This is a genomic window from uncultured Luteimonas sp., assembly GCF_947492465.1.
Lineage (GTDB): Bacteria > Pseudomonadota > Gammaproteobacteria > Xanthomonadales > Xanthomonadaceae > Luteimonas.
The window spans coordinates 366,434-386,314 of sequence record NZ_CANLNF010000002.1; the positions used below are offsets into that span (position 1 = coordinate 366,434).

Genomic DNA, 19,881 nt, shown 5'->3' on the forward strand with positions numbered 1-19,881 from the left:
CGGGGATGTCGGCGGCGCTGCGCCGCCGCCCTAGGCCGGCTCGTCCGGGATCAGCGCGCTTTCCAGCCGCGCGATCTGGTCCTTGAGCATCAGCTTGCGCTTCTTCAGCCGCTTGATCGTCAGCTCGTCGTTGGCGATGTCGGCCTGCAATTGCGCGATCGCGGTGTCGAGGTCGCGATGCTGGAGCCGCAGTTCGGCCAGCTGGCGGGTGATCTCGGCGGAATCTGTGCTGTGCATTCCTGCGCCAGCTTACACGCCCGGACCGCCGCCGGCGCCTGTTCGGCCGCAACGCCGGCGGGCACAATGTTCCGGCGCGACGGGGGCAACGCGCACGGGGCCAGGCGGCTCCGGCAACTCGATCGCGGCGCGCCCGGCCGCCGGGGAAAGGAGCACGAGAAGATGGACAAGGTCGGAAAGGACGCGGCCGGCATGCGCCGGGGCCTGCGCACGCTGGGCATCGTCGCGGCGCTGGTGGCGGGGAGCGCCGGCGCGCAGGACAAGTACGACGGCTACCTGTGCTGCAACATGCGCAGCGACGGCAGCTGGATCAGCGACAGCAACTACGCCGAGGGCGGCAAGCGGGTGATCCCCGCGGGCACGCCGGCCAGGGTGACCGGCTACGGCCGCTACCGGGTCAAGGTGCTGATCGATGGGCAGAAGCAGGAGATCGGCAACGACTACAGCCGCGACCTGGACAATGCCGCGTTCGCCGCCCGCTACGTGGTGGCCGCGGACCCGAAGGCCGCCATCGCCGGCTGGCCGGCGAAGGTGCAGGAGGCGGTCCGCCAGGCGCGCGTGACGCCGGGCATGACCCGCGAACAGGTCATCACCGCGCTGGGCTACCCCATGAGCAGCGAGAACCCGGACCTGGACGCGCCCCTGTGGCGCTACTGGCTCGGCAGTTTCGCCGAGTTCCAGCTGCACTTCGACGCACGCGGCCGGGTGAGCGACATCACCACCGACCCCTCGACCCGCAACCGGGTGTGGACACCCTGATCCTGTAACCGGATGTGGCCGCCGCCCCTCTCGCGGGGGCGGCCGCCGTGCCACGACGGACGGATCAACCCGCCATGTCGAGCACGACGCGGCCCTCGATCGTCCCGGACTGCATGCGGGCGAAGATCTCGTTGATGTTCTCGAGCCGGTCGGTCGTGACGGTCGCGGCCACCTTGCCGGCGGCGGCGAATTCCAGCGATTCCTGCAGGTCGAGCCGGGTCCCCACGATCGAACCGCGCACGGTGATGCCGTTGAGCACCATGCCGAAGATGTCGAGGGGGAAATCGCCCGGCGGCAGCCCCACCAGCGACATCGTCCCACCCCGTCGCAGCATGCCGGTGGCCTGGGCGAAGGCCGATGGCGAGACCGCCGTCACCAGCACCCCGTGGGCACCGCCGATCTCCTTCCTGAGGTGGCCGGCCGGATCGGTGTCGCGCGCGTTGACCGTGATCGTGGCACCCAGGCGCCCCGCCAGGCGCAGCTTGGCATCGTCCACGTCCACGGCCGCGACGTTGAAGCCCATGGCGCGGGCGTACTGCACCGCCATGTGGCCGAGCCCGCCGACACCCGAGATCACCACCCAGTCGCCCGGCTTGGCCCCGATGACCTTCAGGCCCTTGTAGACGGTCACGCCCGCGCACAGCACCGGTGCGATCTCGACGAAGCCGATGCCCGGGGGCAGGTGGCCGACGTATCCGGCGTCGGCCAGCACGTACCGCGCGAAGCCGCCGTTGACCGAGTAGCCGGTGTTGCGCTGCGATTCGCACAGCGTTTCCCAGCCGCCCAGGCAGTGCGTGCAATAGCCGCAGGCCGAATACAGCCAGGGCACGCCGACCCGGTCGCCTTCCCGCACGTGGGCGACGCCGGTGCCGACGGCGACCACGTGGCCGACGCCCTCGTGACCGGGGATGAACGGCGGGGTGGGCCGGACCGGCCAGTCGCCGCGGGCCGCGTGCAGGTCGGTGTGGCATACCCCGCACGCCGCCACCTCCACCAGCACCTCGCCGGCGCCCGGGCGCGGCACCGCGACTTCCTCCATGACCAGCGGCTGGCCGAATGCACGCACCACCGCGGCCTGCATCGTCCTGTCCATCGGAGCCTCCTGCGCAGTTGAGAGAACACCAGCCCAGCCTACGCTTCCGCGCATGCACCCGGCCCCGTCCCGGACAAAACGCCTCCACAGCCCGCGCCGGACCGTCGCAACGGCCCCTGCCCGCGCGCAGCCGGTAAAATCGGCGCATGGAAACCGTCGTCCCCCTGCCCATGCCCACCCTGCGCCACGCCGACCGGCGCGGCGCGCACGAGGCCAACCGCCTGGCCAAGCGGCTGCGCCACCAGGTCGGCAAGGCGATCGCCGACTTCGGCATGATCGAGGAGGGCGACCGGGTGATGGTGTGCCTGTCCGGCGGCAAGGACAGCTACACGATGCTCGACGTGCTGCTGCAGCTGCAGAAGAAGGCGCCGGTCTCGTTCTCGATCACCGCGGTCAACCTCGACCAGAAGCAGCCCGGCTTCCCCGAGCACGTGCTGCCGGAATACCTGCGCTCGATCGGCGTGGATTTCCACATCATCGAGCAGGACACCTATTCGGTGGTCACGCGGGTGGTGCCCGAGGGCAAGACCATGTGCTCGCTGTGCTCGCGGCTGCGCCGCGGCGCGCTGTACACCTGGGCCGAAGAGCACGGCTACACCAAGATCGCGCTGGGCCACCATCGCGACGACCTGGTCGCCACCTTCTTCCTCAACCTGTTCTTCCACGCCAAGCTCAGCGGCATGCCGCCGAAGCTGCTGTCGGACGACGGCAGGCACGTGGTGATCCGGCCGCTGGCCTACGTGCGCGAGGACGACATCGCCGCCTACGCCGAAGCGAAAGCGTTCCCGATCATTCCCTGCAACCTGTGCGGTTCGCAGGAAAACCTGCAGCGCAAGCAGGTGCAGAAGATGATGGCGCAGTGGGAGCGCGAGTCGCCCGGCCGCATCGAGACCATCTCGCGCGCGCTCGGCGACATCCGTCCCTCGCAGCTGAGCGATCCGGCCCTGTTCGATTTCCTGTCGCTGGGCCACCGCGAAGGCGCCGCACTGCCCGACGCGCATGCCTGGCTCGCCGGCGATCCGGAGGCGGGCACGCCGGCGCCCGCCGGGAGCGGCCGCAGCTGAGGTGACGATCCGCTCCAGTCGTTGCACCCGCGCGCGCATCGTCCCGCGCGGCGGCGCACCCGGCATCCCGCACGCGTGACAATGACCGCCTTCCCGCGCCGGGCTGACGGCCCTCGTCCGCGCCTTGCACCATCATTCCCTATTCCCTTCTACGGTCCGCATTCCCCATGTTCTTCCGAAATCTCACCCTGTTCCGCTTTCCCACCACGCTCGACTTCTCCAGCCTCGAGGAACTGCTGGCCGGTCATCCGCTCAAGCCGGTCGGTCCGCTGGAACTGTTCTCGCGCGGCTTCATCTCGCCCTTCGGCCGCAACGGCGAGGCGCTCTCGCACCGCATCGGCGATGCGATCTGGCTCACCGTCGGCGGCGAGGACCGGCTGCTGCCCTCGTCGGTGGTCAACGAGATGCTGGCCGACCGCCTGGCGGAAATGGAACAGAAGCAGGGCCGCCGTCCCGGCAGCCGCATGCGCAAGCAGATGAAGGACGACCTCGTCCACGAGCTGCTGCCGCGCGCCTTCGTCCGCCCCTCGCGCACCGACGCGCTGATCGACCTGGAGCACGGCGTGATCGCGATCGACACCTCCAGCCGCAAGAGCGGCGAGGCGGTAGTCTCGGAAATCCGCAACGCGATGGGCAGTTTCCCGGCGCTGCCGCTGAACGCGGAAGTCGCGCCGCGCAGCGTGCTGACCGGCTGGATCGCCGGCGACCCGCTGCCCGAAGGCCTGTCGCTGGGCGAGGAGTGCGAGCTCAAGGATCCGGCCGAGCACGGCGCCATCGTCAAGTGCCAGCGCCAGGAACTGCAGTGCGACGAGATCACCAAGCACCTGGACTCGGGCAAGCAGGTGACGAGGCTGGCGCTGACCCTCGACGACCACGTCTCCTTCGTGCTCGGCGAGGACCTGGTGGTGCGCAAGTTCAAGCTGCTCGACGGTGCGGTGGACCAGCTCGAATCGAGCGAGCGCGACGACATCCGCGCCGAACTTGACGCGCGCTTCGCGCTGATGAGCGCCGAATTCTCGCGGCTGTTCACGGTGCTCGAGAAGGCGCTGAAGCTGTCCAGGGCCGACGCCTGATCCCCACTCCACGGGCCGCGCGTCGCGCGCGCCGCGACCATCGCGTCGATGCCGCGATCCGCGGCGTGGGCGATGCGGTCCACAGCAGTTAGCATTCCCCCCATGCCTTCCCTGTTCCGACTGTCGCCGACGGCGCCGGGCGTTTCCCGGTTGCAGCGCGACACGTTCGCCTTCGTGCTGTCCGACGGGCGGCGCATCGACGTGCTGCGCGTGCGCGACCCGCGCGCCAAGCGCCTGCGCCTGAGCGTGGGCGAGCGCGGCGCGCGCCTGACCCTGCCGCCGCGCACCAGCCTGGTCGCAGGCGAGCGCTTCGTGCACGAGCATCGCGACTGGCTCACCGACCAGTTGGCGCAGCAGCCCGGCGACGTGGTGCCGCTGGTGCCCGGCGAGCCCGCCCTCGTGCCGCTGCGCGGCCAGCTGCTGCCGCTGCACTGGGCGGAAGGCCGGGTCGCGCGCGTGGTCGGCGACGACCAGGGGCTGAGCCTGCAGCTGCCGCCACGCGCCGGGCAGGCGGCGATCGCGCGCGCGCTGCGCGATTTCTACGAGGCGCAGGCGCGCGCCGACATCGGCCGCTGGCTGCCGGCCTACCTGCCCGGCCTGCCGCGGCCGCCATCGCGGATCCGGCTGCGGGTGCTGTCCTCGCAGTGGGGCTCGCTGGCCCCCGACGGCACGCTCACCCTCGACCTGGCGCTGGTGCTGGGCCGGCCCGCCGCGTTCGAGTACGTGCTGGTGCACGAACTCTGCCACCTGCTCCACGCCGACCATTCGCGCCGGTTCTGGCGCGAGGTGGAGGCGCGCTGCCCGGACTGGCGCGCCTCGCGCGACTATTTCCGGGAGGAAGGCCGCCGACTCAAGGCCGGACTGCACGTCCTGCTGTCGGCCTGACCTGTTCCGGCACCGGTCCGCGTTATCCAGAACATCGACCACTCCACCAGACCGCCTCAGGGGATGCGATGAACGGTGTTGCCAAGCGCGTATCGCAGCTGTCGCTCGTCCTTGCCCTGGTGCTGGCCGCGGGCGCCTGCAAGAAGGTCGGCGAGAGCGCCGCCGACGCCGCCATCGAGCGCGCGACCGGGGTCAAGGTGGATCGCGACGGCGACCAGGTCACGCTGCATTCGAAGGATGGCGACCTCGCGATCCGCACCGGCGAGTCGGTGGCGCTGCCCGACGATTTCCCGGACGACATCTACCTGCCCGCCGATTACCAGGTCAACAGCGTGATGGACCTGCAGGGTGTCAGCATGATCAGCCTCACCGCACCCGGGCAGGTGTCGAGCCTGTTCGCCGCCGCGCGCGAGGCGATGCAGGCGCAGGGCTGGACGCAGTCGATGTCGGCCCAGCATTCGGCCGACACCGCGATCCTGGCCTTCGAGAAAGGCGAGGACGAGCAGCGCCGCAACGCCACGCTGTCGTTCAACCGCAACAACGGCGACGAGCGCGTGATCGTCGGCGTGCAGCTGCAGGGTCCGCGCCAGTAGCCGGGTCCCGGACGCCTCAGCGTCCGGCAGGGTCGCCATCCGCCCGCAGGAAGTCGCCGATCGCCGCGGCCACCGCGGCGGGCTGTTCCATGTGCAGGTGGTGGCCGCCGGGCAGCACCCGCAGCTCGCCATCGGGCAGCAGCGCCGCGTGTTCGCTGCGCCGCGGCTCGGGCAGGTAGGGCTGCGGCGGATCGGCGTGGATCACCCGCGTCGGGCACTGGATGCCGCGGATCAGCGCCTGCACCTGCCCGGGCGTCATGCGCACCAGGGTCGGCAGGGTCAGCCGCGGGTCGCTGCTCCACACCCAGCCGCGCCGGCCGTCGTCCGCCACCACTTCGCGCACGCCGCGCTCGACCAGCAGGCGCGCCGCGGCTTCCCCGATCGCGCCGGTGCGGGCCAGGGTGCGCGCGCGCACCGGCGTCTCCAGTTCCTCGAACATGCGCATGCGCTTGCCGCCGAGCGCGCGTCCGGCGCCGATCGCCTCGCGCAGCCGCGGCACGGTGTTGTCCTCGCTGTCGGGCAACGCGCCCAGCGCCTCGATCGCCACCAGCCGCGTCACCCGCGCAGGGCAGGCGGCGGCGAGCAGGCTGGCGATGCCCGCGCCCATCGAGTGCCCGAGCAGCGCGAACCGCCCCCAGTCCAGCGCATCGGCGATGTCGAGTACCGCATGCAGGGCGCCGGCGAAGGAGTAGTCGGCGCCCGGCGGCAGGTGCGCGCTGCGGCCATGCCCGGGCAGGTCGACCGCGACCAGTTCGATGCCGTCCAGGTGTCCGGCCAGCGGCACGAAGCTGGCGGCGTTGTCGAGCCAGCCGTGCAGGGCCAGCACCCGCGGCTGCCCGGCCCGGCCCTGGCGCAGGCCGTGGATGCGGCCCAGCGGGATATCGAGGTGGAACTCGCGCATCAGCCGGCGCCGTTCCAGCCGGCGAGTTCGCGCTGCGCCAGGGCGGCCAGCGCGTCGGCGTGGGCGGGCGCGTCGTTGAGGCAGGGGATGTAGCGCATCGCGCGGCCCCCGGCCTCGACGAAAAGCGAGGCGTTCTCCATCGCGATTTCCTCCAGCGTCTCCAGGCAATCGGCGGCGAAGCCCGGGCAGACCACGTCGACCTCGCGCACGCCCTCGCCGGCCAGCGCGCGCAGGGTGTCGTCGGTCGCCGGGCCCAGCCACCGTTCGCGGCCGAAGCGCGACTGGTAGGCAAGCAGGTATTCGTCGGGCTCCAACCCCAGCGCGCGCACGATTTCGGCGGTACTGGCCTCGCACTGCGCCTGGTAGGGGTCGCCCGCGTCCACCAGCCGCTGCGGCAGGCCGTGGAAGGAGAACAGCAGGCGTTCGCCCCGGCCGTTCGCCTGCCAGTGCGCTCGGATCGAGTCGGCCACCGCGGCCACCCAGCCCGGATCGGTGGCGTAGTCGTCCACGATGCGCAGCGACGGCGCGCCAGCCGTGCGCCGGGCCAGGTCGGACACGGTGCCGGTGGTGGTCGAGGAGTACTGCGGGTAGAGCGGCAGCACCAGCGCCCGCCGCACGCCGGCCGCGCGCAGTTCCCGCAGGCGCGCACCCAGCGCCGGTTCGCCGTAGCGCATTGCGTGCACGACGGCGATGCCCGGCAGGCGCGGCTGCAGCGCCTCGGCCAGCCGCCGCGTATGCACCGCCAGCGGCGACCCGCCCTCCATCCAGATCTCGGCGTACTTCTTCGCCACCCGCGGCGAGCGCAGCGGCAGGATCACCCCGTGCAGCAGCGGCCACCACAGCAGTTTCGGGATCTGCACCACGAACCGGTCGCCGAGGAATTCGCCCAGGTAGCGCTTCACCGCGGCTGCGGTGGGCGCCTCGGGCGTGCCGAGGTTGACCAGGATGACGGCGGTGTCTGGCATTGCGCCGCCGGGCGCAGGGGCTGGGGTCGTCATCGGCATAGGATGGCAGGCCGCACGGTGCTTTGGCACCGGCTGTTTTCTATCGCCGCGATAGGCCCGCTCAACTCATGCCCGATTCATCGCCCCGTCCCTAGCCTGAGCCGTCGCCGCGAGCGCGGTGCCCACTGTCTTTCCGGAGTCCGCGATGCCCGTTTCCCGCCCTTCGTTCCCCTTGCGCAAGGCGCTGCTCGCATCGCTGCTGGCCCTCTCGCTCGCCGGTGGCACGGCGGTCGCCGGTCCCGAGGAGGATGCGCGCGCGGCCAACGCGGTGCGCGTGCTCAACGAGGTCCAGGAAATCCCCGAATCGGCGATCCCGGACAAGCTGCTCGACGAGGCGCGCGCGATCGTCGTGATCCCCGACACGCTCAAGGTCGGCCTGGTGCTCGGCGGCCGTCGCGGCCACGGCCTGCTGTCGGTGAAGTCGCCCGACGGCACCTGGTCGAATCCGAGCTTCGTCAAGCTCACCGGCGGCAGCATCGGCTTCCAGGCCGGCGTGCAGTCCTCGGACGTGGTGCTGGTGTTCCGCAACGACCGCAGCCTCGAATCCATCGTCAACGGCAAGGTCACCCTGGGCGCCGATGCCGGCGTGGCCGCCGGCCCGGTCGGGCGCAATGCCTCCGCCGCCACCGACGGCCAGCTCAAGGCCGAGATCTGGTCGTGGTCGCGCGCGCGCGGCCTGTTCGCCGGCGTCGCGCTCGACGGCGCGGTGCTGCAGATCGACAACGACGCCAACCAGCTGGTCTATGGCGTGGGGACCACGCCGCGGATGATCTTCGAGGGCCGCGCCGGGCAGGCGCCGTCGAACGATGTGGTCGCCTTCCGCGACCAGCTCGAGGAGGCCACCGCCGCGGCCCGCGCCGCACGCGGCACCGGCGAGCGTCCCGCGCCCGCGGTGGCCATGCCGGCAGCGCCCGCAGAGCCCGCGGAGTCCGCCGGCGCCAGCACGGTGCCGCTCTCCGGGCAGCCGGTGGTGGATCCGCAGCCGCAGCCGCAGCCATTCGAGCCGGTGGACGACAACCCGGCGATGGTCGAGCCGCTGCCCGAGACGCCCTGAACCGGCAAGAGGGGCTGCGCTCACGGTCGCGCCGCGCGGCGTGGAGTATCCTGAGCGCTCCTCACCTGTTCCCGGAAGCATGCAATGGGTAGTTTCAGCATCTGGCATTGGCTGATCGTGCTGGTCGTGGTGCTGCTGGTGTTCGGCACCAAGCGCCTGCGTGGCGCCGGCCGCGACCTGGGCGAGGCGGTGAAGGGATTCAAGAAGGGCATGGCCGATGAGGACAAGCCCGCCGGTGAACTCGACCACCAGCCGCCGCAGCACGAACGCGACGGCACCGTGTCGGGCAAGGCCCGGCAGGACGACACCGTCTCGCGCTGAGCCGCGGGTCCGCGGCCGCCAACATGTTCGATATCGGCTTCACCGAACTGCTGCTGGTCGCAGTGGTCGCGCTGGTCGTGCTCGGCCCCGAGCGCCTGCCCAAGGCGGCGCGTTTCGCCGGGCTGTGGGTGCGTCGCGCGCGCGCGCAGTGGTACTCGGTGAAGTCCGAGCTGGAGCGCGAGCTGGCGGCCGACGAACTCAAGCGCAGCCTGCACGACGCCAGGACCGCGGCATCGGACCTGCACAGGACCATGCAGGAAACCGAGGCCGAAGTGCAGGCCAAGGTGCGCGCGGCCGAGGCCGAGGCACGGCGCGAGATCGAGAGCCTGCGCCGGGAAGTGACCGGCGGGCCGGACGCCGCGTCCAGCCCGCCCGCGATCCTGACCACGGACGCGGCCGACTACGTCTCGCCAGCACAGGGCTCCGACGCCGGACAGGGCGTGGAAACCCCGTCGCCTGCGTCCGAAGGCACGCCCGCGGGAGCCGTCGCGGACGCGGCGCAGCCTGTCCCCGGCGCCGCCACGCCTGCCCACCACGGCAATTCCAATGACGCGGACGGGGACGATGGCCGGCAGCGCTGAACACGACAGCGGCGAGAGCAGCCTGATCGAACATCTGGTCGAGCTGCGCACGCGCCTGCTGCGCGCGATGATCGGGCTGGGCATCGCCCTGGTCGCGCTGCTGCCGTTCGCCAACCGGCTGTACGGCTGGTTCGCCCAGCCGCTGCTGGACAAGCTGCCGCAGGGCGCGCACCTGATCGCGGTGGAGGTCGCTTCTCCGTTCTTCGCGCCGCTCAAGCTGGCGCTGTTCGCCGCGGTGCTGGTGACCATGCCCTGGCTGCTGTACCAGGCCTGGGCCTTCGTCGCACCGGGCCTGTACAGGCGCGAGAAGCGGCTGGCGCTGCCGCTGCTGGTGTCCGCGGTGGCGCTGTTCTATGCCGGCTGCGCGTTCGCGTTCTTCCTCGTGCTGCCGGCGGTGTTCGGCTTCCTCACCGCGGTGACGCCCGACGGCGTGGCGATGATGACCGACATCAACGCCTACCTGAATTTCGTGCTGGTGATCTTCCTGGCCTTCGGCATCAGCTTCGAGCTGCCGGTGGCGCTGGTGATCCTGGTCGCGCTGGGCTGGGTGACGCCCGGGCAGCTGCGCGAATGGCGCGGCTATTCGATCGTGGGCGTGTTCATCCTCGCCGCGGTCATCACCCCGCCCGACGTGGTGTCGCAGCTCATGCTGGCGATCCCGATGTGCCTGCTGTACGAGGCCGGCATCATCGCCGCGCGCATGATCGTGCCGCGCAGCGGGAACGGGGCCGCCGACGAGGCATGAGCGGCGCGCAGGCGGCGCCGGCCGGGCTGCTGCGGCGCTATGCGGCCTGGTCGCTGGACATGGCGGTGCCGGGCCTGGCCGTCCTGCTGGCGTGCGCGGCCCACCTGCGCGGCGGCATTGTGAGGATCGCCGCGGCATTCGACGCGGTGGTGCAGGCGATGGCGCGCTCGATGCTCGACCTGCTGCTGCAGGGGGGCTCGCCACTGGCACTCGCGCGCCAATGGCTGTCCGACCCCGACCAGCACGCACTGGTGCGCAGCCTGTCGCAGGCGATCGGAGACACCCTGCTGCCGCCGCTGCTGGCCTGGGGCGTGCTCGCCCTGCTCTGGTTTGCCGCCTGGGAGGCCTCGCCCTGCCAGGCCACGCCCGGCAAGCGCGCGCTGGGCCTGCGCACCTGCGCCGTGGACGGCGCCCGCATCGGCATCGCACGCGCGGCCGGGCGACACCTGGCCGGGATCCTGTCCTGGCTCACGCTCAACATCGGCCACCTGCTGGCGGCGACGCCGCCGCACTACCAGGCCCTGCACGACCGCATCGCCGGCACGCACGTGCGGCAGCCCGGCGGTCGCGCGGCGCTGCCGGCCTGGGCCAAAGCCTGGCTGGCGGCCCAGTGCGTGGCGACGCTCGCTGTCGCGATCTGGCTGTTCGTCGCGACCCAGGCGGCGATGCAGCGCGCGCTCGACGCCCTGCTGCTCTAGGCATGCACCGCGACGCGGACTGCGCGCCGGACGCGACCGCATCCGGCGCCATGTCGCTCGCGCAACGGTGCGCCGGCACTGCAACCACGACGCGCGGCTACGCGCGCCGCGGCGCAGGCCTTCAGAGTTCGACCTGGTTGTCCGGCAGCGGCGGCGGCGCCACCGGTTCGGCGCAGATGTCGCGCCACATGTGGTACATCACGCCGAACATGACCACGTACATCAGCATGATCATGCCCAGGTAGACCGGCGCGACCAGCAGCGCCGCCAGCCCCGGATGCACCAGGCCGCCGACCAGGGCCAGCACGCCGCCGATCAGGGTCACCACCAGGGTCAGCGCGAACAGCGCGACGATCGCAAGCACCGCCATCACCACGATCGGCAGCAGGTTCTTGAGCGCGCCGGCGAGGCCATCGCCCACCGCCGCGAATACCCCGCGTCCGCCCAGCGCGACCTGGCCGAAGCCGATCGCGTAGGCGCCGCCCAGGAACAGGCCGAACAGCAGGCCCAGCGCCATCACCATGCCCAGGCCGGACGGCGGCGACGGGATGTCGTCCGGCTGGACCGGCTTGCCGCCGGCTTCCATGGTCAGCTGCACCATCTGCATGTACCACTCCGGCAGGCCCTGGCCGAAGCTGCCGATGATCGTGCCGAAGACGAGCAGGTAGAGCGCGGTCATCAGCAGGCCGAAGCCGATCAGGCGGCCGCCGCCATGGCCGCCGCGGAAAGGTTCGAACACGCCGGTGGCGGAGGCCGGAAGGCCGCGCTCGGTCGCGTCGATCACGCGCAGCACGCCGCCGATCAGCAGCGGGAACACGATCAGCGACACCAGCGTGGTCAGGCCCGCCACCGTCAGCAGCGCATCGGGCTGCACGCCGACCGTCGACTGCAGCAGCATCTGCACCACGCTCGGCAGCACCGCCAGCAGCGCCACCAGCGCGATTCCTCCGATCACCGCCTTCGGATTGCCGCGCCCGAGGTTGACCGCCCGCGCCAGCCACGACCAACCGGTGGCCGGACCCATTGCCCGCGTCGACATGACTGCCCTGCTTCGCCTTCGATGTGGCTGCGCCACGATGGCGACATGCTACTGCATCGGCTGCGTGGGCCTCCGCCGCCCTATTCCGTCGGCGGCAGCACCGTCAGCACTTCTTCCACGGTCGTCAGCCCCTGCGCGACCTTCTCCGCGCCGGCCATGCGCAGCGTGCGCAGGCCCTCGCCCACCGCGGCGCGGGTGAACGCGGCCAGCTCCATGTCCGGGCGGATCAGGGCGCGCAGCCGGGGCGTGACCGGCATCAGCTCGTAGATGCCGACGCGGCCGAGGTAGCCGGTATTGCGGCATTCCAGGCAGCCGACCGGGCCATTGGCGGTGGTCGGCAGGGGCGGCGGGTTCGGGCCGGGCAGCAGCGCATGCCAGGCTTCGGGCGCGAGCGGCCTGGGCGCCCTGCAGTGCGGGCACAGGGTGCGCACCAGGCGCTGGGCGAGGATGCCGTTGAGGGTCGAGGCGATCAGGTAGTGCGGCAGGCCCAGGTCGAGCAGGCGGGTGATCGCCGAAGGCGCGTCGTTGGTGTGCAGGGTGGAGAGCACCAGGTGGCCGGTGAGCGATGCCTGCACCGCCATCTGCGCGGTGTCCAGGTCGCGGATCTCGCCGATCATGATGATGTCGGGGTCCTGGCGCAGCAGGGTGCGCACGCCCTGGGCGAAGCCCAGGTCGATCTGGTGGTGCACCTGCATCTGGTTGAGTTCGACCGCGATCATCTCGATCGGGTCCTCGACCGTGCATACGTTGACGTCGGACGTCGCCAGCCGCTTGAGGGTCGAATACAGTGTGGTGGTCTTGCCCGAACCGGTCGGCCCGGTGACCAGCACGATGCCGTGCGGGCGATTGGTCAGCTCCTGCCAGGTGGCGGCTTCGCGGGCATCGAAGCCCAGTTGCTCGATGCTCTTGAACGCGGTGTCCGGGTCGAAGATGCGCATCACGCACTTCTCGCCGAACGCGGTGGGCATGGTCGACAGGCGCATCTCGACCTCGCGACCGCCGGGCGAGCGGGTCTTGATGCGGCCATCCTGCGGGCGCCGGCGTTCGGCCAGGTCCATGCGCCCGAGCACCTTGATGCGCGAGACCACTGCGGTCATCACCGGCGGCGGCATCTCGAACACCTTGTGCAGCACGCCGTCGATGCGGAAGCGCACCCGGCCGACGTCGCGGCGCGGCTCCAGGTGGATGTCAGAGGCGCGCTGCTCGTAGGCGTACTGCAGCAGCCAGTCGACGATGTTGACGATGTGGTGGTCGTCGGCATTGACGTCGCCGGCGCGGCCGAGTTCGACCAGCTGCTCGAAGCTCGGCGCCGCCTGGCTGCCCTTCTCGCCACCGTCCTGGTGGGCGCCGCGCACCGAGCGCGTGACGCCGTAGAACTCCATGGTGTAGCGGTGCAGGTCGAGCGGATTGGCGACCACCAGCTCGATCTCGCGCCGCAGCAGACGCTGCACGTCGGGCAGCCAGTCCAGCGCCATCGGTTCGCTGGTGGCGATGCGCGCGCGGTCGGGCGTGACTTCCACCGGCAGGATGCGGTGCCGGCGCGCGTAGGCATGCGAGACCAGTTCGGTGACCTCGGCCACCACGATCTTCGTCGGGTCGATGCGCAGGTAGCGCCGGCCGCTGGCGCTGGCCAGCCATTCGGTCAGCGTTTCCAGGCCCAGTTCGCTGCCGGCGCGCTGCGCCGAAGGCAGCTTGAGGTTGGCCAGCAGCACCAGCGGATGCACCGCGTCCAGCCCGCGCACGTGGCGGGCGCTGGCGCGCGCGTGCTCGGCGTCCTTCGGCGCGAGCAGGCCGTCGGCGAGCAGGCCCGCGATCACCGGTTCCAGCGCCAGCCGGCCAGGCGGCAGGCGCGCGGGTGTCGGGGCGGGACGCAGCGCTTCGTTCAACGTGGCTCCGGTGCCGGAAAATCCGGGTGCAGCAGGGTCCGCCGCTATACTAGCGCGCCCCGCGAAAGCGCCGAATCGACGCGTGCCGATGACCGGACCCACGTTCCAGGAACTGATCACCCGCCTCAACGCCTACTGGGCGGCGCAGGGCTGCGTGCTGATCCAGCCGCTCGACCTCGAGGTCGGTGCCGGCACCTTCCATCCGGCCACCTTCCTGCGCGCGCTCGGCCCGGAGCCGTGGAACGCGGCCTATGTGCAGCCCTCGCGCCGCCCCACCGACGGCCGCTACGGCGAGAACCCCAACCGCCTGCAGCATTACTACCAGTACCAGGTGGTGATGAAGCCCAATCCGGACAACATCGTCGAGCTGTACTTCGGCTCGCTGAAGGAACTGGGCATCGACCCGCTGGTGCACGACCTGCGCCTGGTCGAGGACAACTGGGAATCGCCCACGCTCGGCGCCTGGGGCCTGGGCTGGGAGGTCTGGCTCAACGGCATGGAGGTGACCCAGTTCACCTACTTCCAGCAGGCCGGCGGACTCGAATGCAGGCCGGTGCTGGGCGAGATCACCTACGGCCTCGAACGCCTGTGCATGTACCTGCAGAACTGCGACAACGTCTACGACCTGGTGTGGACGCAGGGCCCGCAGGGCGTGGTCACCTATGGCGACGTGTTCCTGCAGAACGAGCGCGAGCAGAGCGCCTACAACTTCGAGCACGCCAACGTCGAGGAGCTGTTCCACCGCTTCGACGCCTGCGAGGCCGAGGCGATGAAACTGGTGGAAGCGGGGCTGCCGCTTCCGGCCTACGACCAGGTCACCAAGGCCAGCCACAGCTTCAACCTGCTCGACGCGCGGCGCGCGATCAGCGTCACCGAACGCCAGCGCTACATCCTGCGCGTGCGCAGGCTGGCGCAGGCGGTGGCGCAGGCCTACCACGCGCAGCGCGAGAAGCTCGGCTTCCCGGGCCTGAAGGTCCAGCCGGCCGCGCAGCAGGCTGCGCCGTGATCCTGATCGGCATGTACGACTCGTCCTACACGCGCCGGGTGGCGATCGCCATGGCGCTGTACGGCATCGACTTCGAGCACCGCGCGTGGTCGGTCGGGCGCGACTTCGACCGCATCCGCGAGTACAACCCGCTCGGCCGCGCGCCGACCCTGGTGCTCGACGACGGCGAGGTGCTGACCGAGTCGTCGATGATGCTCGACTACCTCGACGACCTGGTCGGCCCCGACCGCGCGCTGATGCCGGCCACCGGCCACGCGCGCCGCGATGCCCAGCGCCTGATCGCGCTGGCCACCGGCGCGATCGACAAGGCGATCCTGATCGCGCTCGAACGCATCTTCCGCCCCGTGGAGCAGCACAGCCAGGCCTGGCTGTCGCGCTGCCGGGTGCAGGTGGAGGGCGCGCTGGGCGAACTGGAGAAGGCCTGCGTCGCGCGCGGCGACGCGCCGTGGCTGGTCGGCGATGCGATGGGCCATGCCGACATCGCCGTGGCCTGCTATGCCACCCACCTGCGCGAGGCGATCCCGCTCGACCTGGCGCCCTGGCCGGCGCTGCGCGCGCGGGTGGACCGCTGCGAGGCGCTGGAGGTGTTCCGCAGCCACTACAGCCCGTTCTCCGCCCCCGCCCCAACCGCACAGGCCAATCCCGCATGAGCACCGTCCCGATGCCCTCCCTGCTGATCGAACTGGGCACCGAGGAACTGCCCGTGCAGGCGCTCCCGGGACTGGCGCAGGCGCTGTTCGACGGCGTGCTGTCGGCGCTCGAGCGTCGCGGGATCGCGGTCGAGCGCGACGGCGCCAGGCCGCTGTACACGCCGCGCCGGCTGGCCGTGCTGCTGCCTGGCGTGGCGGCCGAACAGCCGCAGCAGGCGTCCGAGGTGTTCGGACCGTACGTGAACATCGCGCTCGACGCCGACGGGCAGCCGACGAAGGCGCTGCAGGGCTTCGCCGCCAAGGCCGGTGTCGAGTGGACCGCGCTCGAGCGCGCCAGCGACGCCAAGGGCGAGCGCTTCGTGCATCGCTCGGTGACGCCCGGTGCGAAGACCGCCACGCTGCTGCCCGAGGTGCTGCGCGAATCGATCGCCGCGATGCCGATTCCCAAGCCGATGCGCTGGGGCGACCACGAGTACGCCTTCGCGCGCCCGGTGCTGTGGCTGGTGCTGTTGCTGGGCAAGGACGTGGTGGAGGCCGAGGTGTTTGGCGTGCGCGCCGACCGCATGAGCCGCGGCCATCGCTTCCTGCACGACAAGCAGGTGTGGCTGTCCACGCCCGCGGACTACATCGATTCGATGCGCGGCGCGAAGGTCCTGGTCGACCCGCAGGAGCGTCGCCAGCGCATCGTCGAGCAGGTCGAGTCCGCGGCGGCCGCGGCCGGTGGCCGGGCGCGCATCGATGCCGGCAACCTCGACCAGGTCGCCTGCCTGGTCGAATGGCCGCACGCGGTGTCGTGCACGTTCGAGGAGGAGTTCCTCGCGGTGCCGCAGGAAGCCTTGGTGGCGACGATGGAAGCCAACCAGAAGTTCTTCCCGGTGCTCGACGGCGACGGCCGCCTGGGTGCGCATTTCATCGGCATCGCGAACATCGAGCCGAAGGACGACAGCGAGATCCGCAAGGGCTACGAGCGGGTGATCCGTCCGCGCTTCGCCGACGCGAAGTTCTTCTTCGTCGAGGACATGAAGCAGGGCCTGGCGTCGATGAACGCCGGGCTTTCGACCGTGACCTACCAGGCGAAGCTGGGCACGGTGGCCGACAAGGTGGCGCGCGTGGCGGCCCTTGCCGAGGCGATCGCGCCGCAGGTGGGCGTGGATCCGGCGTTGGCGCGCCGCGCGGCGGAGCTGTCCAAGGCCGACCTGCAGTCGCGCCTGGTCAACGAGTTCCCGGAACTGCAGGGCATCGCCGGCCGCCATTACGCGATGCAGGACGCGGTGCTGGCCGACCTGGGCCACGAACAGCGGGTCGCCATCGCCGAGGCGATCGACCAGGCCTGGCAGCCGCGCTTCGCCGCCGACGCCATCGCGCCATCAAAGCTGGGCCGGGTGCTGGCGATCGCCGAACGCCTCGACACGCTGGCCGGCGGCTTCGCCGCAGGACTCAAGCCGACCGGCAACAAGGATCCATTCGCGCTGCGGCGCAATGCGCTGGGGCTGGCGCGGACGATGATCGAGGGCGATCTGCCGCTGTCGTTGCGCGGCCTTGTCGCGGCGGCGGTCGAGGGTGTCGGACCGGTGGCCGTCGGCAAGGGCGACGAGCGCGCCTGTGCCGATGCAGACGAGATCTACGACTTCATCATCGAGCGCCTGCGCAGCTACTACGCCGACAAGGACGTGCCGGTGCAGCACTTCAATGCCGTCGCGGAGCTGAAGCCGTCGTCGCTTGTCGACTTCGGCCGCCGCCTGGCGGCCATCGGCAGCTTCGCCTCGCTGCCCGGCGCCGAGGCGCTGGCCGCGGCCAACAAGCGCATCGGCAACATCCTGCGCAAGGTCGACGAGCCGGTGCCGGACGTCGTGGCAGGCGCGCTGCTGCACGAGCCGGCCGAGATCGCGCTGGCCGAGGCGGTCGAAGCCGCCTGCGCGGACACGGATGCGGCGCTCGCGCAGGGCGAGTACGCGGACGTGCTCGCGCGCCTGGCGCAGCTGCGTCCGCAGGTCGATGCGTTCTTCGACGGCGTGATGGTCAACGTCGATGATGAGGCGGTGCGTCGCAACCGCCTGGCCCTGCTCAAGCGCCTGGCAGCGCGGCTGGGCAGCGTGGCCGCGATCGAGCATCTGTCGGTCTGAGGGGCGGGAAGAGCTGTCGCTTCGGCGGCCCCCACCCAACCCTCCCCCGCAGGCGGGGGAGGGCTCGGAGCGATGCGTCGTCTTGCTCCCTCCCCGCGGGCGAGGGAATCGAAACGATACGTCGCCTTGCTCCCTCCCGCAGGCGGCAGGACTCGAAGCGATACGTCATCTTGCCCCTCCCCGCATGCGGAGGACTCGAAGCGATACGTCGTCTTGCCCCCTCCCCCGCCTGCGGGGGAGGGTTGGGGTGGGGGCAGGGCCGGAGCGACGCAGCCGGCGTCGCATCGTTCCGGCACGGATCGGCACGGATCCGTTAAACGTCCTTCAACTCCGCTTCGGTATCCTCCCGCGATGCGCCTCCCCCACCGCATTGCCGCCATCGCCGCGTTGTCTTTCCTGTTCGCCGGCGCCGCGCATGCGGTCACCGTGGGCGCGGTCGAGATCCTGGGCCTCGACGAGGACATGACCAACAACGTGCGCGTGTCGCTGTCGCTGGTCGACGCGGCCGGGCAGGAGGTCAGCGGCCGCCGCATGGGCTACCTGGTGCGCGCGGCCGAGGACGAGACGCGCGAGGCGCTGGAGCCGTTCGGCTTCTATTCGCCCGTCATCGAGGTCGAGCGCAGCCGCGAGAACGGCAGCGTCTCGGTGACGATCCGGGTCGATGCGGGCGAACCGGTGCGGGTGCGCAACGCCGACATCGCGATCATCGGCGAAGGCGGCCAGGACCGCTACCTGCAGTCCGACCTGGACGACTTCACCCCCTCGCCCGGCGCGATCTTCAACCACGCCGACTACGAGGACAGCAAGATCCGCATCAGCCGGCGCCTGACCGAGCGCGGCTACTTCGATGCCGACTTCTCCTCGCGCCGGGTCGAGGTCACGCGGGCGCAGAACGCCGCCGACATCGAGCTGGTGTGGACCAGCGGCAGGCGCTACGACATGGGCCCGACCCGCTTCGAGCAGACCCGTCCGATCATCCGCGACGAGCTGCTGGAGCGCCTGGTCTACTGGGACGAGGGCGACTACTACCACCAGGGCCGCATCGACCGCCTGCGCACCTCGCTGGCGCGGCTCGACTACTTCGGCGACATCGAGATCAGGCCCGAACCCGACGCGGCGATCGACGGCCGGGTACCGGTGAACGTGAAGCTCACCCCGGCCAAGCGCAACATCTACACCGCAGGCCTGAGCTACGGCACCGACAGCGGCGCAGGCGTGCGCCTGGGCGCGGAACGCCGCTACGTCAACAGCCGCGGGCACAAGGCGCTGGCACAGCTGGACTACGCGCAGAAGCGCAAGACCCTGACCCTGCAGTACCGGATCCCCGCCTTCGCCTGGCGCGACGGCTGGTACACGATCAGCGCGCAGGGCTACGACGAGCAGACCGACTACATCGACACCCGCCGCATCGAACTGGTCGGCAGCCGCAGCGGCCAGTACAGCCCGCAGGTGGACCTCGTCGCCTCGCTGCACGTGCTGCGCGAGCGCTGGGCCTATCCCACCCGCGACGAGGCCGCCGATCCGGCCACCCCGCTGGCCTACCGCTATGCGACCTTCACCTTTCCCTCGGTGCGCGCCGAATACGTCAACGTCGACGACCGCATCTTCCCCACCAGCGGCGCAGGCGGCTCGCTGGTGCTGCGCAGCGGCCTGGAAGGCGCGGGGTCGGACGCCAGCTTCGCGCAGCTGCATGCGCGCGCCAGCACGTTCAAGGGCATGGGCGAGAACGGCCGGCTGATCCTGCGCGCCGAGGCCGGCTACACCTGGACCAGCGCGCTGGTGGACATGCCGCCCAGCCTGCGCTTCTACGCCGGTGGCGACCGCAGCATCCGCGGCTACGAGTGGCGCGAGGTCGGACCGCGCATCACCCGCTACGAGGAAGACGAGGACGGCGTGCTGCGCGAGACCGGCTACCTCGCCACCGGCGCGCGCAACGTGGTGACGGCCAGCGTGGAGTACGAGCGCTACTTCTTCGGCGACTGGGGCGCGGCGGTCTTCGTCGACAGCGGCAGCGCCTTCGACAGCACATCGCCGGACTGGCATACCGGCGTGGGCATCGGCGCACGCTGGCGTTCGCCGGTGGGTCCGCTGAAGCTGGACATCGCGCGCGGCCTGGACGATCCGGACTCGCCGTTCACCGTCGGCCTGAGCATCGGGGCGGAATTCTGA

The 19,881-nt window shown here is 71.1% G+C and carries 19 protein-coding genes and 1 pseudogene; 14 read left to right on the forward strand and 6 right to left on the reverse strand.

Features of this window, described 5'->3' with window-relative positions; all coding sequences use genetic code 11:
* Window positions 1–30: 30 nt before the first annotated feature.
* On the reverse strand, window positions 31–237 hold the full coding sequence (locus Q0863_RS06680) for a YdcH family protein (protein WP_298576667.1): 207 nt from the start codon (window positions 235–237) through the stop codon (window positions 31–33).
* A 162-nt stretch (window positions 238–399) separates the two neighbouring features.
* Here Q0863_RS06680 and bamE point away from each other — a divergent pair, with 162 nt between their 5' ends.
* Window positions 400–996 (forward strand): outer membrane protein assembly factor BamE, encoded by a 597-nt coding sequence (bamE, locus tag Q0863_RS06685; RefSeq protein ID WP_298576668.1) that lies wholly within the window; start codon window positions 400–402, stop codon window positions 994–996.
* 64 nt (window positions 997–1,060) lie between these two features.
* Here the strand turns inward: bamE and adhP are convergent, their stop codons facing one another.
* On the reverse strand, window positions 1,061–2,089 hold the full coding sequence (gene adhP / locus Q0863_RS06690; RefSeq protein WP_298576670.1) for an alcohol dehydrogenase AdhP: 1,029 nt from the start codon (window positions 2,087–2,089) through the stop codon (window positions 1,061–1,063).
* Window positions 2,090–2,259: 170 nt separating this feature from the next.
* Between adhP and ttcA the strand changes: the two genes are divergently transcribed.
* The 4 genes from ttcA to Q0863_RS06710 all read left to right on the forward strand — a co-directional run bounded on the left by ttcA (window position 2,260) and on the right by Q0863_RS06710 (window position 5,704).
* The gene (ttcA, locus tag Q0863_RS06695; RefSeq protein ID WP_298577064.1) at window positions 2,260–3,153 is read left to right on the forward strand and encodes a tRNA 2-thiocytidine(32) synthetase TtcA; all 894 of its coding nucleotides are present in this window, start codon (window positions 2,260–2,262) and stop codon (window positions 3,151–3,153) included.
* Window positions 3,154–3,320: 167 nt separating this feature from the next.
* Complete coding sequence (locus Q0863_RS06700) at window positions 3,321–4,226, forward strand: recombination-associated protein RdgC (RefSeq protein WP_298576672.1); 906 nt, start codon at window positions 3,321–3,323, stop codon at window positions 4,224–4,226.
* A gap of 102 nt (window positions 4,227–4,328) precedes the next feature.
* A complete protein-coding gene (locus Q0863_RS06705) occupies window positions 4,329–5,111 on the forward strand; it encodes a SprT family zinc-dependent metalloprotease (RefSeq protein ID WP_298576674.1) in 783 nt (260 codons plus the stop codon).
* Between the two features lie 68 nt (window positions 5,112–5,179).
* Window positions 5,180–5,704 (forward strand): hypothetical protein, encoded by a 525-nt coding sequence (locus tag Q0863_RS06710; RefSeq protein ID WP_298576676.1) that lies wholly within the window; start codon window positions 5,180–5,182, stop codon window positions 5,702–5,704.
* A gap of 16 nt (window positions 5,705–5,720) precedes the next feature.
* Here the strand turns inward: Q0863_RS06710 and Q0863_RS06715 are convergent, their stop codons facing one another.
* On the reverse strand, window positions 5,721–6,605 hold the full coding sequence (locus Q0863_RS06715) for an alpha/beta hydrolase (RefSeq protein WP_298576677.1): 885 nt from the start codon (window positions 6,603–6,605) through the stop codon (window positions 5,721–5,723).
* Window positions 6,605–7,570, reverse strand: a complete 966-nt coding sequence (gene hemH, locus Q0863_RS06720) for a ferrochelatase (RefSeq protein WP_298576679.1) — start codon at window positions 7,568–7,570, stop codon at window positions 6,605–6,607. The genes Q0863_RS06715 and hemH overlap by 1 nt, the downstream gene beginning before the upstream one ends.
* A 211-nt stretch (window positions 7,571–7,781) precedes the next feature.
* Here hemH and Q0863_RS06725 point away from each other — a divergent pair, with 211 nt between their 5' ends.
* The 5 genes and pseudogenes from Q0863_RS06725 to Q0863_RS06745 all read left to right on the forward strand — a co-directional run bounded on the left by Q0863_RS06725 (window position 7,782) and on the right by Q0863_RS06745 (window position 11,008).
* Window positions 7,782–8,663 (forward strand): YSC84-related protein, encoded by an 882-nt coding sequence (locus Q0863_RS06725; RefSeq protein WP_298577066.1) that lies wholly within the window; start codon window positions 7,782–7,784, stop codon window positions 8,661–8,663.
* Between the two features lie 84 nt (window positions 8,664–8,747).
* Window positions 8,748–8,957, forward strand: a pseudogene (tatA, locus tag Q0863_RS06730) (Sec-independent protein translocase subunit TatA); the annotation flags it as partial.
* A 50-nt stretch (window positions 8,958–9,007) separates the two neighbouring features.
* On the forward strand, window positions 9,008–9,565 hold the full coding sequence (tatB, locus tag Q0863_RS06735; protein WP_298576680.1) for a Sec-independent protein translocase protein TatB: 558 nt from the start codon (window positions 9,008–9,010) through the stop codon (window positions 9,563–9,565).
* Window positions 9,549–10,310 (forward strand): twin-arginine translocase subunit TatC, encoded by a 762-nt coding sequence (tatC, locus tag Q0863_RS06740; RefSeq protein ID WP_298576682.1) that lies wholly within the window; start codon window positions 9,549–9,551, stop codon window positions 10,308–10,310. The genes tatB and tatC overlap by 17 nt, the downstream gene beginning before the upstream one ends.
* The gene (locus Q0863_RS06745; protein WP_298576684.1) at window positions 10,307–11,008 is read left to right on the forward strand and encodes an RDD family protein; all 702 of its coding nucleotides are present in this window, start codon (window positions 10,307–10,309) and stop codon (window positions 11,006–11,008) included. Before tatC ends, Q0863_RS06745 begins: the two co-directional genes overlap by 4 nt.
* Window positions 11,009–11,129: 121 nt before the next feature.
* Here Q0863_RS06745 and Q0863_RS06750 read toward each other — a convergent pair whose 3' ends face one another.
* Entirely contained in the window at window positions 11,130–12,047 is a 918-nt protein-coding gene (locus tag Q0863_RS06750; RefSeq protein WP_298576685.1) for a hypothetical protein, read from the reverse strand.
* An 80-nt stretch (window positions 12,048–12,127) separates the two neighbouring features.
* Window positions 12,128–13,933: a GspE/PulE family protein gene (locus Q0863_RS06755; protein WP_298576687.1), complete on the reverse strand. Its 1,806-nt coding sequence runs from the start codon at window positions 13,931–13,933 to the stop codon at window positions 12,128–12,130.
* An 88-nt stretch (window positions 13,934–14,021) separates the two neighbouring features.
* Between Q0863_RS06755 and glyQ the strand changes: the two genes are divergently transcribed.
* The 4 genes from glyQ to Q0863_RS06775 all read left to right on the forward strand — a co-directional run bounded on the left by glyQ (window position 14,022) and on the right by Q0863_RS06775 (window position 19,881).
* Window positions 14,022–14,939: a glycine--tRNA ligase subunit alpha gene (gene glyQ / locus Q0863_RS06760; protein WP_298576689.1), complete on the forward strand. Its 918-nt coding sequence runs from the start codon at window positions 14,022–14,024 to the stop codon at window positions 14,937–14,939.
* Window positions 14,936–15,589 carry a glutathione S-transferase family protein gene (locus Q0863_RS06765; protein WP_298576691.1) on the forward strand — a complete coding sequence of 218 codons (654 nt, stop codon included), beginning with the start codon at window positions 14,936–14,938 and terminating at the stop codon, window positions 15,587–15,589. The genes glyQ and Q0863_RS06765 overlap by 4 nt, the downstream gene beginning before the upstream one ends.
* On the forward strand, window positions 15,586–17,712 hold the full coding sequence (glyS, locus tag Q0863_RS06770) for a glycine--tRNA ligase subunit beta (protein ID WP_298576692.1): 2,127 nt from the start codon (window positions 15,586–15,588) through the stop codon (window positions 17,710–17,712). Before Q0863_RS06765 ends, glyS begins: the two co-directional genes overlap by 4 nt.
* 351 nt (window positions 17,713–18,063) lie before the next feature.
* The gene (locus Q0863_RS06775; protein WP_298576694.1) at window positions 18,064–19,881 is read left to right on the forward strand and encodes an autotransporter assembly complex family protein; all 1,818 of its coding nucleotides are present in this window, start codon (window positions 18,064–18,066) and stop codon (window positions 19,879–19,881) included.